General features: G+C 59.5%; 12 protein-coding genes. 4 read left to right on the plus strand and 8 right to left on the minus strand.

From position 1 onward, the window contains the following. The first annotated feature begins 106 nt into the window (after positions 1 to 106). Positions 107 to 2,140: a methionine--tRNA ligase gene (gene metG / locus K5I40_RS02580; protein ID WP_039031088.1), complete on the plus strand. Its 2,034-nt coding sequence runs from the start codon at positions 107 to 109 to the stop codon at positions 2,138 to 2,140. A 119-nt stretch (positions 2,141 to 2,259) separates the two neighbouring features. Here the strand turns inward: metG and K5I40_RS02585 are convergent, their stop codons facing one another. From K5I40_RS02585 to K5I40_RS02595, 3 genes are read right to left on the minus strand one after another with little or no spacing between them, the layout of a single operon-like run. Then, entirely contained in the window at positions 2,260 to 2,730 is a 471-nt protein-coding gene (locus K5I40_RS02585; protein WP_223073761.1) for a DUF1456 family protein, read from the minus strand. Between the two features lie 46 nt (positions 2,731 to 2,776). Beyond that, positions 2,777 to 3,496, minus strand: coding sequence for a two-component system response regulator BtsR (gene btsR / locus K5I40_RS02590; RefSeq protein ID WP_039031086.1), 720 nt, complete (start codon positions 3,494 to 3,496; stop codon positions 2,777 to 2,779). Further along, on the minus strand, positions 3,490 to 5,178 hold the full coding sequence (locus K5I40_RS02595) for a sensor histidine kinase (RefSeq protein ID WP_039031120.1): 1,689 nt from the start codon (positions 5,176 to 5,178) through the stop codon (positions 3,490 to 3,492). Before K5I40_RS02595 ends, btsR begins: the two co-directional genes overlap by 7 nt. A gap of 217 nt (positions 5,179 to 5,395) precedes the next feature. On the opposite strand from K5I40_RS02595, the gene mlrA reads away from it, so the two are divergent. After that, positions 5,396 to 6,130 carry an HTH-type transcriptional regulator MlrA gene (mlrA, locus tag K5I40_RS02600; RefSeq protein WP_138369931.1) on the plus strand — a complete coding sequence of 245 codons (735 nt, stop codon included), beginning with the start codon at positions 5,396 to 5,398 and terminating at the stop codon, positions 6,128 to 6,130. Between the two features lie 59 nt (positions 6,131 to 6,189). Next, positions 6,190 to 6,303 (plus strand): protein YohO, encoded by a 114-nt coding sequence (locus K5I40_RS02605; RefSeq protein WP_072036698.1) that lies wholly within the window; start codon positions 6,190 to 6,192, stop codon positions 6,301 to 6,303. On the opposite strand, the gene K5I40_RS02610 is transcribed toward K5I40_RS02605, so the two are convergent. From K5I40_RS02610 to bglX, 5 genes are all read right to left on the minus strand, one after another. After that, positions 6,278 to 7,015 (minus strand): ABC transporter permease, encoded by a 738-nt coding sequence (locus K5I40_RS02610; RefSeq protein ID WP_039031084.1) that lies wholly within the window; start codon positions 7,013 to 7,015, stop codon positions 6,278 to 6,280. The genes K5I40_RS02605 and K5I40_RS02610 overlap by 26 nt on opposite strands. Next, complete coding sequence (locus K5I40_RS02615) at positions 7,012 to 7,944, minus strand: ABC transporter ATP-binding protein (protein WP_138369930.1); 933 nt, start codon at positions 7,942 to 7,944, stop codon at positions 7,012 to 7,014. Before K5I40_RS02615 ends, K5I40_RS02610 begins: the two co-directional genes overlap by 4 nt. Next, positions 7,937 to 9,094: an ABC transporter permease gene (locus K5I40_RS02620; RefSeq protein WP_309241903.1), complete on the minus strand. Its 1,158-nt coding sequence runs from the start codon at positions 9,092 to 9,094 to the stop codon at positions 7,937 to 7,939. The genes K5I40_RS02615 and K5I40_RS02620 overlap by 8 nt, the downstream gene beginning before the upstream one ends. Before the next feature lie 19 nt (positions 9,095 to 9,113). Continuing rightward, positions 9,114 to 10,031, minus strand: coding sequence for an ABC transporter substrate-binding protein (locus K5I40_RS02625; protein ID WP_039031081.1), 918 nt, complete (start codon positions 10,029 to 10,031; stop codon positions 9,114 to 9,116). A gap of 128 nt (positions 10,032 to 10,159) precedes the next feature. Further along, positions 10,160 to 12,457, minus strand: a complete 2,298-nt coding sequence (bglX, locus tag K5I40_RS02630) for a beta-glucosidase BglX (protein ID WP_223073760.1) — start codon at positions 12,455 to 12,457, stop codon at positions 10,160 to 10,162. A 189-nt stretch (positions 12,458 to 12,646) separates the two neighbouring features. Between bglX and dld the strand changes: the two genes are divergently transcribed. Beyond that, on the plus strand, positions 12,647 to 14,404 hold the full coding sequence (gene dld / locus K5I40_RS02635) for a D-lactate dehydrogenase (RefSeq protein ID WP_223073759.1): 1,758 nt from the start codon (positions 12,647 to 12,649) through the stop codon (positions 14,402 to 14,404). Positions 14,405 to 14,411 lie beyond the last annotated feature (7 nt).

Raw genomic sequence — 14,411 nt, forward strand, 5'->3', positions numbered from 1 at the left:
CTTTGTTGAACAAGTTTACCTGAAAGGCCATGGTTTGTGCTTACTTAATAATGCCCCTTTTGGTACTATCAAAACCCTTTTCACTACCAAAGAAGTAATGCTTACTATGACTCAAGTCGCGAAAAAAATTCTGGTGACGTGCGCTCTGCCGTACGCTAACGGCTCAATCCACCTCGGCCACATGCTGGAGCATATCCAGGCTGATGTCTGGGTCCGTTACCAGCGAATGCGCGGCCATCAGGTAAACTTCATCTGTGCAGACGACGCACACGGCACGCCAATCATGCTGAAAGCCCAGCAGCTTGGTATCAGCCCTGAGCAGATGATTGCTGAAATGAGTCAGGAGCATCAGACCGATTTTGCTGGCTTCGACATCAGCTATGACAACTATCACTCCACGCACAGCGACGAAAACCGCGAACTGTCGGAGCTGATCTACACCCGTCTGAAAGAGAACGGTTTTATCAAAAACCGCACCATCTCTCAGCTCTACGATCCTGAAAAAGGCATGTTCCTGCCGGACCGTTTCGTGAAGGGCACCTGCCCGAAATGTAAGTCACCGGATCAGTATGGCGACAACTGCGAAGTGTGCGGCGCAACCTACAGCCCGACCGAGCTGATTGAGCCGAAATCCGTGGTTTCCGGCGCAACGCCTGTGATGCGTGACTCCGAACACTTCTTCTTCGACCTGCCGTCATTCAGCGAAATGCTGCAGGCCTGGACCCGCAGCGGCGCGCTGCAGGAGCAGGTGGCGAACAAAATGCAGGAGTGGTTTGAATCCGGCCTGCAGCAGTGGGATATTTCCCGCGATGCGCCGTACTTCGGGTTCGAAATCCCGAACGCACCGGGCAAATATTTCTACGTCTGGCTGGATGCGCCAATCGGCTACATGGGCTCCTTCAAGAACCTGTGCGACAAGCGTGGCGACACCACCAGCTTCGACGAATACTGGAAGAAAGATTCCGACGCCGAGCTGTATCACTTCATCGGCAAAGACATCGTTTACTTCCACAGCCTGTTCTGGCCGGCAATGCTGGAAGGCAGCGGTTTCCGCAAGCCAACCAACCTGTTCGTCCACGGCTATGTGACGGTGAACGGCGCGAAGATGTCCAAATCCCGCGGCACCTTTATCAAAGCCAGCACCTGGCTGAACCACTTCGATGCCGACAGCCTGCGCTACTACTACGCGGCGAAGCTCTCTTCCCGTATCGACGATATCGACCTGAACCTGGAAGATTTCGTTCAGCGCGTGAACGCCGACATCGTCAACAAAGTGGTGAATCTGGCCTCCCGTAACGCGGGCTTTATCGCCAAGCGTTTCGACGGCGTGATGGCGGCTGAGCTGGCGGATCCTGAGCTGTACAAAACCTTCACCGACGCGGCTGCCGTGATTGGCGAAGCCTGGGAAAGCCGCGAGTTCGGCAAAGCCGTGCGTGAAATCATGGCGCTGGCAGATCTGGCTAACCGCTACGTTGACGAGCAGGCGCCGTGGGTTGTCGCCAAACAGGAAGGCCGCGATGCCGACCTGCAGGCGATCTGCTCCATGGGTATCAACCTGTTCCGCGTGCTGATGTCTTATCTGAAGCCGGTTCTGCCGCAGCTGGCCGCGCGTACTGAAGCCTTCCTGAACACCGAGCTGAGCTGGGACAGCATTAATCAGCCGCTGCTCGGCCACAAGCTGAACGCGTTCAAGGCGCTCTACAACCGTATCGAGATGAAGCAGGTTGAAGCCCTGGTTGATGCCTCTAAAGAAGAGGTGAAAGCCGCTGCCGCACCGGTTACCGGCCCGCTGGCGGACGATCCGATTCAGGAGACCATCACGTTTGACGATTTCGCTAAAGTCGATATGCGCGTGGCGCTGATCGAGAACGCGGAATTTGTTGAAGGCTCCGACAAGCTGCTGCGCCTGACCCTCGATCTGGGCGGCGAGAAGCGCAACGTCTTCTCCGGCATTCGCTCCGCCTATCCGGACCCGCAGGTGTTGATCGGTCGCCACACGGTGATGGTCGCCAACCTCGCGCCGCGTAAAATGCGCTTCGGTATCTCGGAAGGGATGGTGATGGCCGCTGGCCCTGGCGGGAAGGATATCTTCCTGTTAAGCCCGGACAGCGGTGCGCTGCCTGGTCATCAGGTGAAATAAACGAAAAAGCCGGAGATTATCTCCGGCTTTTTTTATCGCTTTTTTGCCGGGTGGCGGCTTTGCCTTACCCGGCCTACCAACCCGCAGGCCCGCGCAAGCCCAGCGCCACCGGGCAAAAATCACGCTTTCGGGTGATGCACCCGATGGGTCAGGCCGCGCAGGAAATTACGCAGGAACTGGTCCCCGCACTCGCGGTAATTTTTATGATCCGGGGCACGCATCATGGCGGTAATTTCCGGCATCGAGACGCGGTATTTCTGCTCGGTCATAATCGCCAGAATGTCGTCGGTCTTCAGCGAGAAGGCGATACGCAGCTTTTTCAGCACCGTGTTGTTGTTCACCCGACGCTCCAGCGTCAGTTCCGGCGCAGATTCATCTTTGCCGCGCTTGTCGTAAATCAGGCCGTTCAAAAAGCCGGAAAGGATGATGTCAGGGCAGCGAACAAAACCGTCCTCCTCCTCTTTGGTCATCCAGGTGTCGAACCCGACCGAGGTGGATTCCATGTCGGCAAGCGCAAGAATGCGCACCATGTCGTTGTTATTGGCTTTCAGGGTGTAGCGCAGGCTACGAAGAATATCATTACTGAGCATAGAGCCTTCGAGTGTCGATGATGCAATGGCGCGCAGTGTAGCAGTTTTACAGCCCTATCGCCTCTTTCAAACTCTTCAGGTAGCGACGGCTGACCGGCACCGTCTGCCCGGCGCGCAGGACCAGTTCCGCCTGTCCGTTCTCCTCAAGGCGGATCTCTTTCAGATGCGCCATGTTCACCAGGTACTGGCGATGGCAGCGCAGCAGCGGGGTACGGCTCTCCAGGGTGCGCAGCGTCAGTTCCGTAAAGCCCTCTTTGCCTTCATGGCTGGTCACATACACCCCGCTCATCCGGCTGCTGACAAACGCCACATCCTCCATCTGCAGCAGCCAGATCCGGCTGTGGCCGGTGCAGGGAATAAACTTCAGCGGCTGCTGGTGTTCCGCCAGCAGGGACACATCCTGCACGCTGCGCTCCTGGCGCAGGCGATTGAGCGTTTTCTCCAGCCGCGGCTCTTCGATGGGTTTCAGCAGATAGTCGAAGGCGTGCTCTTCGAACGCCTTAACCGCGTACTCATCAAAGGCGGTGAGAAACACAATATAGGGGCGATGCTCCGGGTCGAGCATGCCCACCATCTCCAGGCCGCTGATGCGCGGCATCTGGATATCCAGAAACAGCACGTCGGGGCGCAGCTTATGCACCGCGCCAATCGCTTCGATGGCGTTGGCGCACTCGCCGACAATCTCAATATCGCTGTGCTCCTGCAGCAAAAACCGCAGATTTTCTCGCGCTAAAGGCTCATCATCGACAATCAGCACATTCAACATGCGTGTTCCTCCAGGGGCAGTCTTAAGGTTATGCGGGTAAAGCTGTCGGGCTCGCAGGTGACGGTAATGCCGCAATCCTCACCGAAATGGGCGCGCAGGCGTTTATCCACCAGCCCCATTCCCAGGCCGCCCCCCTCTTTTGCCGTAGCGTAGAGCCCGGCATTGTCTTCAATATCCAGCACCAGATAGCGATTAAAGCGGCTGGCGGTGATGGCAATCTCCCCGATACCCAACAGCTGGGAGGTGCCATGCTTAATCGCATTCTCAACGATCGGCTGCAGGGTGAAGGCCGGCAGCTGCTGCCAGGCCAGTTCATCCGGCACCGACAATGTAACCTGCAGGCGCGACTGGAACCGGGCCTGCTCAATTTGCAAATAAGCGTTCACATGCTCAATTTCATCCGCAAGGGTGACGATTTCCGAAGGCCGCTTCAGGTTCTTGCGGAAAAAGGTCGAGAGAAACTGCACCAGCTGCGTCGCCTGCTCGCTGTCCCGGCGGATCACCGCCTTCAGGGTATTGAGGGCGTTAAACAGAAAATGCGGGTTCACCTGCGCGTGCAACAGCTTGATCTCCGACTGGGTGAGCAGCGCCTTCTGGCGCTCATACTGTCCGGCCAGGATCTGCGCCGAGAGCAGCTGGGCGATCCCCTCCCCCAGGGTACGGTTGATGGAGCTGAACAGGCGATTTTTCGCCTCGTAGAGCTTGATGGTGCCCATCACCCGCTGATTTTCGCCGCGCAGCGGGATCACCAGCGTCGAACCCAGCTTGCACTGTGGATGCAGGGAGCAGCGGTACGGCACTTCGTTACCGTCGGCGTAGACTACCTCACCGGTCTCAATTGCACGAAGCGTATATGCGGACGAAATCGGTCTGCCCGGCAGGTGGTGATCGTCCCCGGTGCCGGTAAAGGCCAGCAGCTTTTCGCGATCGGTGATGGCGACCGCGCTGATATCCAGCTCCTGGTGCAGGACCTGCGCCACCTTCATGCTGTTCTCTTCGTTAAAGCCCTGGCGAAGGATCCCCTCCGTCGAGGCCGCGACCTTCAGCGCCGTCGCTGAAAACGCCGAGGTATACTTCTCAAACATCGCCCGCTTATCGAGCAGAATGCGCATGAACAGCGCGGCGCCGACCGTGTTAGTGACCATCATCGGCGCGGCAATGCTGCCCACCAGATGCAGGGCATCCTCGAACGGGCGGGCGATCAGCAAAATGATCAGCATCTGCACCAGCTCGGCCACCAGGGTGATAGCCCCTGCGGTGAGGGGGCTAAAGACCTTATCCGGGCGACCGCGGCGGATCATCACGCTGTGAACCAGGCCGCCAAGCAGCCCTTCGACAATGGTCGAAATCATACAGCTCAGGGCCGTCATTCCGCCCATCGAGTAGCGATGTAACCCCCCGGTCAGCCCCACCAGCCCGCCGACCACCGGGCCGCCGAGCAGGCCGCCCATCACCGCGCCAATGGCACGGGTGTTGGCAATGGAGTCTTCAATGTGCAGGCCCAGATAGGTGCCGAGAATGCAGAAGATGGAGAAGGTAACGTAGCAGAGCAGCTTGTGCGGCAGACGGACGGTGACCTGCATCAGGGGGATGAACAGGCGTGTTTTACTCATCAGCCACGCGATGACCAGAAACACACACATCTGCTGAAGCAGCAGCAACACCAGATTAAATTCGTACATGCCCACAAACCGGAAATTCTAAAAGCGCGTAACATACACCGAAGCGCATTAACTTTCTTTGCAGTAAAAGCATGAAAATGTGTTTTCGTGCCACCCATCACACCTTTTGCCGAACATAATCTGATATTCGCATTATTTGTGCAAAAAAGAGCAATCCTTCCTGGTTCAGCATTCTGCGTCTACAGTTAATCTGGGTATGTGCAAGCCGGGGGATAACATGGCGCTCTACACGATAGGGGAAGTGGCACTCCTGTGTGATATCAATCCAGTGACGTTACGCGCATGGCAGCGTCGTTACGGGTTGCTTAAACCACAGCGAACCGACGGCGGACACCGGCTGTTTACGGATGCGGATATCGACCGGATCCGCGAGATCAAAGGCTGGATCGATAACGGCGTGCAGGTCGGGAAGGTCAAAACGTTGTTGAGCCCGGAAGGTCAGGACGAACTGGACATCTGGCGCGAACAGCAGGAGGTGCTGCTGCGTTATCTGCAGTCCGGCCATCTGCATCGCCTGCGCGTGTGGATCAAGGAGCGAGGCAGCGAATACCCTGCGCAAACCTTAATCACCCAACTCTTTATTCCGTTACGAAGGCGGTTGCAGTCGCAACAGCCCACGCTGCAGGCGCTGCTGAGCGCGCTGGACGGGGTGCTGATCAACTACATCTGTATCTGTCTGGCGGCAGCGCGAAAGAAGAACAGCAAGGATGCTCTGGTGGTTGGCTGGAACGTGCACGACACCACACGCCTGTGGCTGGAAGCGTGGATTGCCGCCCAGCAGGGCTGGCGGGTCGACGTGCTGGCCCATTCCCTTGTGCAGCTGCGCCCGGAGCTGTTCGACGGGCAGACGCTGCTGGTGTGGTGCGGTGAATCACCGACGGCGGCGCAGGAGCTTCAGCTGACCCAGTGGCAGGAGCACGGGTATCCTGTCTTCCCGCTGAAAGGCAATTAATGGTTCATTAACACCCGCGCTTCACCGTATAATCGCCCTGTTAACATCAGGAGCACATTATGAAGGCAACCAAAGTCGCGGTTATCACCCTGTTCTTTCTCATGGCCGTCAGCGGTATTGGTGGCGTGATGCTGGCAGGTTATTCGTTTATTGTCCGTGGCGGTGTCGGCTGAGGCTTCTCGCCAGCCGCTCAAAAGCGCGATCCACCACAATCGCCGCCAGCGCCACCAGCAGCGCGCCCTGGATAATATAGGCGGTATTAAAGCCGCTTAAGCCGATAATGATCGGCGTTCCCAGCGTATTCGCCCCCACCGTTGAAGCAATGGCCGCCGTGCCAATATTGACGATCACCGAGGTGCGGATCCCGGCCAGCATCACCGGCGCGGCAAGCGGCAGTTCGACGTTACGCAGGCGCTGCCAGCCACTCATCCCCATCCCTTCCGCCACGCTGATTGCCGCTGCGGGTACCGCCGCCAGTCCGGCAAGCGTCGCCTGCAAAATCGGCAGGACGCCATAGAGGATCAGCGCGATTATCGCCGGCTGCTGACCAAAGCCCATCACCGGCACCGCAATCGCCAGCACCGCCACCGGCGGAAAGGTCTGGCCGACGGCGGCGATAGTCTCCACCAGCGGGCGAAACTCGCGCCCTGCCGGTCGCGTGACCGCAATTCCGGCCCCAACCCCCAGCACGATGGCAAAGACGCTTGAGGCGCCCACCAGCCAGAAGTGGGCGAGCGTCAGGGTAACGAAGCTCTCCTGCTGATAGACCGGACGCGGCAGCTCCGGGAACAGCGTGCTGAAGAGCGGCGCGCTGTAGGGCATCAGCAGCAGGAGTGCGACAAACAGCGCCACCAGCCACAGGAGCGGATCGCGTAGCCACCTCATGTTGCCTCCCGGATCAGCAGATCGCGAAAGTACAACGTGCCGCACGCTCTTTCCTCTTCGTCCACCACCGGCAGGCTTTCGCATCCCTGGCTGACAAACGCCGAGAGCGCATCGCGCAGGCTCATGGAGGCCCGCAGCGGGCTTTCGCCTGGAGTGATGTCCGGGCGCATCGATTCGCCCACCGTGCGCAGCGACAGCAGGCGTACGCCCAGCTCGCTGCGGCCAAAAAACTCGCGCACGAAGCTGTTCGCGGGGCGGGTAAGCAGCTCCAGCGGCGTGCCCTGCTGCACCACCCTGCCGCTGTCCATCAGCACCAGGTGATCCGCCAGGCGCAGCGCCTCGTCGATATCGTGGGTCACCAGAACGATGGTGCGGCCCAGGATGCGGTGAATACGGGTCATCTCCAGCTGCAGCGCGCTGCGGGTCACCGGGTCGAGCGCGCCAAAGGGTTCATCCATCAGCAGCACTTCCGGATTAGCGGCCAGCGCTCGCGCCACCCCAACCCTCTGCTGCTGCCCGCCAGAGAGCTGGTGCGGGAAGCGCTCGCGCAGCCCCGGCTCCAGCCCCAGCAGCGCCATCAGCTCATCCACCCGATCGTCAATTTTTTGCCGCGACCACTTTTGCAGCTGCGGCACGGTGGCGATGTTGCGCGCCACGGTCCAGTGCGGAAACAGGCCGATGGACTGAATGGCGTACCCCATCCGGCGACGCAGCTCCAGCACCGGCAGGCTACGGATCTCCTGCCCGGCAAAGCGGATCAGGCCGCTGTCGTGCTCCACCAGCCGGTTGATCATCTTCAGGGTGGTCGATTTACCCGAGCCCGAGGTGCCCACCAGCACCGAAAAAGCGCCTTCGGCAAAGGTCAGATCCAGATTGCTGACCGCGGGCTCCCCGGCAAAGGTTTTACTTACATCATGAAATTCAATCATTGGTTCTCCTTCGCAGCAGGGCTATCCACAGCGCAAACAGCGCATCCACAACCACCGCCAGCACGATGGTGGGTATGACGCCCAGCAGCACCAGATCCAGGGCGCTGCTCAGCAGCCCCTGGAACACCAGCGCCCCGAATCCTCCGGCGCCGATTAACGCCGCGATCACCGCCATCCCGACGGTTTGTACCGCCACCACCCTCAGTCCGCGCAGCAGCACCGGCAGCGCCAGCGGGAGCTGGATCTGCCAGAAGCGCTGGCGGCTGTTCATCCCCATGGCGTCGGCGCTCTCCAGCACCTCGGCAGGCACCTGGCTGAGCCCCGCCAGCACCCCGCGCGCCAGCGGCAGCAGGGCATAAAGCACCAGGGCGATCAGCGCTGGGGTCATGCCGGTCCCGGCAATACCCAGCGACGAAAGCCACGGCCAGGCGCGGGTCAGCCCGGCGAGCGGAGCAATCAGCAGGCCGAACAGCGCCACGGAGGGAACAGTCTGAATGACGTTCAGCACCGCGAATACCGGCCCCTGAGAGGCCGGGCGGCGATAACAGAGGAGCCCCAGCGGCACGCCAATCAGCAGCGCCGGAACCAGAGTACCCAGCAGCAGGGTGAGATGCTGCTGCCCGGCATCGTTAAAGACATCCTGTCGGTTGGCGTACTCTTTCATCAGCGAGAGGGCGTTGAGTTCGCCGCTGAACAGCAGCAGCAAGGGCAGGATCCAGATTTGCGCCTGCAGCAGCCAGCGCCAGAGTGGCTGCGGGCTGAGCCTGCGAATGGCATCGCTACAGGCCAGCAGGCAAAGCGCCATCCAGAGCCACAGGCCGCTGCCCACGGCGGTACGCGCCAGCGGGCTCTCGCTGCTGGCAAGATGCGAGGCGGCAAGCCCCGCGCTCCAGACCAGCCCGGCAAACAGCAGTTCGCAGACCACCAGCGTCGACGCTAAAGCCCAGCGCCCGCGAACCAGCGTCAGCCCCAGCAACAGGCAGAACGGGATGAGCAGCAGCGCAGGGGAAAACGTCCAGACCTGCCAGACGGCGCGCCCTTCCCCGGACACCAGCCGGTTCGGGGCAAAATTCACAAAGGGTAACGCGGCTGCTGCAAGGGCAATAAGCGCCATCAGCAGCAGCACGCGGTTATGACATTTTATCGGCACAGCGCAGTCCTGCGGCAGGTTATTTCACCAGCCCTTTTTGCTTCAGGTAATCTGCCGCCACTTTTTTGGCATCCAGCCCTTCCACTGCAATGCTGGCATTGAGCTGCTGCAGCGTTTTTTCATCCAGCGTTTCAAATACCGGCTTCAGCCAGGCGTCCAGCTCCGGGTATGCCTTCAGCACCGCCTCGCGCACGACCGGTGTCGGGGCGTAAATAGGCTGAACGCCTTTCGGATCGGTGAGGGTTTGCAGGCCCAGTGCCGCGACCGGGCCGTCGGTGCCGTAGGCCATCGCCGCGTTGACGCCCGAAGTTTGCTGGGCCGCCGCTTTAATGGTCACCGCCGTATCGCCCCCCGCCAGGGAGAGAAGCTGGCTCTGATCGAGCTTGAAGTCGTAGGCTTTTTCAAAGGCAGGGAGAGCGTCCGGGCGCTCGATAAATTCGGCTGAGGCTGCGAGTTTGAAATCGCCCTTCTCTTTCAGGTAGCGGCTGAGATCCTCAAGAGAGGTGAGCTTGCCTTTCTCCGCCACATCCTTGCGAACCGCGATGGTCCAGGTGTTGTTGGCCGGGGCCGGAGTCAGCCAGATCAGCTTGTTCTGCTCGGCATCGAGTTTTTTGACTTTCTCGTAGCCGTTCTTCGCGTTTTTCCACGCCGGGTCATTTTCATCTTTGAAGAAGAAGGCCCCGTTGCCGGTGTATTCCGGGTAGATATCCAGCTCGCCCGAGGTGATGGCCCCGCGTACCACCGGGGTGGTGCCCAGCTGCACTTTATTGACGGTTTTAACGCCGTGACTCTCCAGCACCTGCAAAATGATGTTGCCCAGCAGCGCGCCTTCCGTATCAATTTTCGACCCGACCTTAACCGGCTCCGCCGCCTGTAATGGCAGGCTCAACGCCGCCAGCAGCGCCGTTGAACCAACAATCCCCTTAAAGATAGTCATTCCGCTTTCCTCATGATTTTGCCGCCTTTTTCAGACGCTTGAGAGAAAAGCGTAGTCGATAACCAGGGTTTTAGCGCGCCATTCACAAATTGTGTATGGCGGCCTGGTTTAGCTATTGCCCGGCGATTTTACAGCAGCTCGAACTCGCCCTTATTCACGCGGGCTGAATCCGTCCCGATAAAGACGTTGAATTTGCCTGGCTCAGCGTCGTATTTCATCTGCTGGTTCCAGAACTTCAGCGCATCCACGTCAATCGGGAAGCTGATGGTTTTGGTTTCGCCCGGTTTCAGGTTCACCTTCTCGAAGCCACGCAGCTGTTTCACCGGACGGCTCATGGAGGCGGTCACATCCTGAACGTACATCTGGACAACCGTCTCCCCTTCGCGTTTACCGGTGTTGGTAACCTCGACGCTGGCGGTCACCGTGCCGTCCGCCTTCATGGTCGGCACAGACATTTTCACCTCAGAAACGTTGAAGGTGGTGTAACTCAGGCCGTAACCAAACGGATAAAGCGGACCGTTGGCTTCGTCGAAGTAGCGCGAGGTGTACTTGTTCGGTTTGTCGGCGTTGTACGGACGACCGGTGTTCAGGTGGCTGTAGTACACCGGGATCTGCCCGACGGAGCGCGGGAAGGACATCGGCAGTTTGCCCGACGGGTTGTAGTCACCAAACAGCACGTCGGCAATGGCGTTACCGCCCTCGGTACCGGCGAACCAGGTTTCCAGAATCGCGTCTGCCTGCTGATCTTCTTTCACCAGCGCCAGCGGACGGCCGTTCATCAGCACCAGCACCAGCGGCTTACCGGTGGCTTTCAGGGCGGCGATCAGATCGCGCTGGCTCTGCGGCAGGGTGATATCGGTCCGGCTCGACGCTTCATGGGCCATCCCCTGGGCTTCACCCACCACGGCCACCACCACATCAGACTGCTTCGCGGCGTTAACCGCCTCGTCAATCATCTCCTGGGCGGAGCGCGGATCGACCTTCACCGCCTCTTCATACTGGTTGAGGAAGGTGACGATGTCGTTATCGCTGGTGACGTTGGCCCCTTTGGCGTAAATCACTTTGCCCTTGTCACCCAACGCGTCTTTGATGCCGGTCAGCACGGTAACGGACTGATCCGCCACGCCTGCGGCAGACCAGCTGCCCATCACGTCGCGCTTGCTGTCGGCCAGCGGGCCGACCACTGCCACGGTGCCGGATTTCGCCAGCGGCAGCGTGTCGAGACGGTTTTTCAGCAGCACCAGGCTTTCACGCGCGACCTCACGCGCCTCTTTGCGGTGCAATCGGCTTTCGGCGTTGGTATCCACCGGATCGGACTCTTTCGGCCCCAGGTGGCTGTACGGATCGTTAAACAGCCCCATGTCATATTTGACGTTCAGAACATGGCGCGTGGCGTCGTCCAGCTCCGCCATAGTGACCTTACCGCTCTTCACCAGACCCGGCAGGTACTTGCTGTAATACTCGTCGCTCATGCTCATGTTGATGCCGGACTTCAGCGCCACGCGCACCGCATCTTCCGGATCGGCGGCGGTGCCGTGCTTGATAAGCTCTTTGATCGCCCCGTGATCGGAGACGGTGATGCCCTTAAAGCCCCACTTATCGCGCAGGATATCTTTCAGCAGCCAGCTGTCGGAGGTCGCCGGGGTGCCGTTCAGGGAGTTCAGCGCCACCATCACCGCGCCGCTTCCGGCATCAAGACCGGCTTTGTACGGCGGCATATAGTCGTTGAACAGGCGCTGCGGGCTCATGTCGACGGTGTTGTACTCTTTTCCGCCTTCGACGGCGCCATAGGCGGCGAAGTGTTTGACGCTGGTCATGACCGAGTAGCGATCCGCCGGGCTTTTGCCCTGCATCGCTTCCACCATGGTTTTACCCATCGTCGCGGTCAGGTAAGTGTCTTCCCCGAACCCTTCCGAGGCGCGGCCCCAGCGCGGATCGCGGGAGACGTCCACCATTGGCGCCCAGGTCATGTTCAGGCCATCGTCCGCCGCCTCGTAGGCCGACACGCGGCCGACGGTTTTCACCGCCTCGAGGTTAAAGGAGGAGGCCAGGCCCAGGCTGATCGGGAAGACGGTACGCTGGCCGTGGACCACGTCATAGGCGAAGAATAACGGGATTTTCAGGTGGCTAAGTTCCATCACCTGATCCTGCATTTTGCGGATATCCTGGCGGGTGACGGTGTTGAAGATCGCCCCTACCTGCCCGTTTTTGATCATCTCGCGAATGGCTTCTTTTGGATTATCCGGTCCGACGCTGATCAGGCGCAGCTGGCCGATTTTCTCGTCTACCGACATCTTTGTGAGCAGATCGGTCACAAAGGCGTCCCGGGCTTCCGGCGTTAGCGGATGATTGCCAAACAGGTCGTCAGCCAGCGCGGGTTGCAGCGCCAGACTTACAGCTACCCCTACAGAACAAAGCCATTTCATCTCGTTTACTCTCTCATCAATAACCGCCGGATAGTCGCGGCCAGACCGTACGAAAAGCGCAGTGTGCCATAAACCCTGTTAACGTTGCAGGGTTTATTCTCTGATTTTTCTGGCGAATAGTCGTTCGCATAAACATTAATCGCGCTATGATTTTCGACGACGCATTTGAATAACCACAAGGGGTGGACGATGTCTTCTGAACGACTGCACGATAACACCAACTTTATAAACGACCTGGCACGTCTGGTAGGTCATGCGCACCTGCTTACCGACGCCGCGAAAACCGCCCGCTACCGCAAGGGCTTTCGCTCCGGACAAGGGGACGCGCTGGCGGTGGTGTTCCCGGGCACGCTGCTGGAACTGTGGCGGGTGCTCAGCGCCTGCGTCGAGGCTGACAAAATTATTCTGATGCAGGCGGCCAACACCGGCCTGACCGAAGGCTCTACGCCGAACGGCAACGATTACGATCGCGACATTGTGATTATCAGCACCCTGCGCCTCGACAAGCTGCATCTGCTGGATAAGGGCGAGCAGGTGCTGGCTTATCCGGGCACCACGCTCTATTCGCTGGAGAAGGCGCTGAAGCCGCTGGGCCGCGAGCCGCACTCGGTGATTGGCTCCTCCTGTATTGGCGCCTCGGTGATCGGCGGGATCTGCAATAACTCCGGCGGCTCGCTGGTGCAGCGCGGCCCGGCCTATACCGAAATGTCGCTCTTCGCCCGCATTGACGAACAGGGCAAGCTGACGCTGGTGAACCATCTGGGCATCGACCTGGGGGTGACGCCGGAGCAGATCCTCAGCAAGCTGGATGACGACCGCGTGAAAGAGAGCGACGTGCTGCACGACGGACGTCACGCCCACGATCATGACTACATCACCCGGGTGCGCGAGATTGATGCCGACACCCCGGCGCGCTACAACGCCGACCCGGATCGTCTGTTTGAATCCTCCGGCTGTGCCGGCAAGCTGGCGGTCTTCGCCGTGCGCCTGGACACCTTCCCGGCTGAGAAACGCCAGCAGGTGTTCTATATCGGCACCAACCAGCCGGAGGTGCTGACCACCATCCGCCGCCATATTCTCGGGGAGTTCACCCATCTGCCGGTCGCCGGGGAATACATGCACCGGGATATCTACGACATTGCCGAGCGCTACGGCAAAGATACCTTCCTGATGATCGACAAGCTCGGCACCGACAAGATGCCCTTCTTCTTCACCATGAAGGGACGCACCGATGCGATGCTGGAGAAGGTGTCGCTGTTTAAACCTAACTTTACCGACCGCTTTATGCAGAAGCTGGGCAACGCCTTCCCGGCGCATCTGCCGCCGCGCATGAAGAGCTGGCGCGATAAGTACGAGCATCACCTGCTGCTGAAGATGGCGGGCGACGGCATTGCCGAAGCGCAGAGCTGGCTGGCGGAGTTCTTCAAAACCGCCGAGGGCGACTTCTTTGCCTGCACGCCGGAAGAAGGCAGCAAGGCCTTCTTACACCGCTTTGCCGCCGCCGGGGCCGCGATCCGCTATCAGGCGGTTCACGCCGACGAGGTGGAGGATATTCTGGCTCTGGATATCGCCCTGCGCCGTAACGATACCGAATGGTTCGAGCAGTTGCCGCCGGAGATCGACAGCCAGCTGGTGCATAAGCTCTATTACGGCCACTTTATGTGCTACGTCTTCCATCAGGATTACATCGTTAAAAAAGGGGTTGATGCCCACGCCCTGAAGGCGCAGATGCTGGAGCTGCTGCAGGCGCGCGGGGCGCAGTATCCGGCGGAACATAATGTGGGTCACATTTACGAAGCGCCGGAGGCATTAAAACAGTTTTATCGCGCTAACGACCCAACAAACAGCATGAACCCCGGCATCGGTAAAACAACCAAGCATAAAAACTGGGCAGGCGAACCGGAAACAGCGCGTGATGGCGCGCAAGCCACTGATCAAACCAGTTAGCCCTCGC

The organism is Leclercia sp. LTM14 (genome assembly GCF_023736175.1).
Lineage (GTDB): Bacteria > Pseudomonadota > Gammaproteobacteria > Enterobacterales > Enterobacteriaceae > Enterobacter > Enterobacter barmai.

Excerpts from the sequence above, each read along its gene's own strand:
- metG (WP_039031088.1), top strand. The coding sequence starts at position 107 with ATGACTCAAGTCGCGAAAAAAATTCTGGTGACGTGCGCTCTGCCGTAC.
- K5I40_RS02585 (WP_223073761.1), bottom strand. The coding sequence starts at position 2,730 with ATGCTCAGTAATGATATTCTTCGTAGCCTGCGCTACACCCTGAAAGCC.
- btsR (WP_039031086.1), bottom strand. The coding sequence starts at position 3,496 with ATGTTGAATGTGCTGATTGTCGATGATGAGCCTTTAGCGCGAGAAAAT.
- K5I40_RS02595 (WP_039031120.1), bottom strand. The coding sequence starts at position 5,178 with ATGTACGAATTTAATCTGGTGTTGCTGCTGCTTCAGCAGATGTGTGTG.
- mlrA (WP_138369931.1), top strand. The coding sequence starts at position 5,396 with ATGGCGCTCTACACGATAGGGGAAGTGGCACTCCTGTGTGATATCAAT.
- K5I40_RS02605 (WP_072036698.1), top strand. The coding sequence starts at position 6,190 with ATGAAGGCAACCAAAGTCGCGGTTATCACCCTGTTCTTTCTCATGGCC.
- K5I40_RS02610 (WP_039031084.1), bottom strand. The coding sequence starts at position 7,015 with ATGAGGTGGCTACGCGATCCGCTCCTGTGGCTGGTGGCGCTGTTTGTC.
- K5I40_RS02615 (WP_138369930.1), bottom strand. The coding sequence starts at position 7,944 with ATGATTGAATTTCATGATGTAAGTAAAACCTTTGCCGGGGAGCCCGCG.
- K5I40_RS02625 (WP_039031081.1), bottom strand. The coding sequence starts at position 10,031 with ATGACTATCTTTAAGGGGATTGTTGGTTCAACGGCGCTGCTGGCGGCG.
- bglX (WP_223073760.1), bottom strand. The coding sequence starts at position 12,457 with ATGAAATGGCTTTGTTCTGTAGGGGTAGCTGTAAGTCTGGCGCTGCAA.
- dld (WP_223073759.1), top strand. The coding sequence starts at position 12,647 with ATGTCTTCTGAACGACTGCACGATAACACCAACTTTATAAACGACCTG.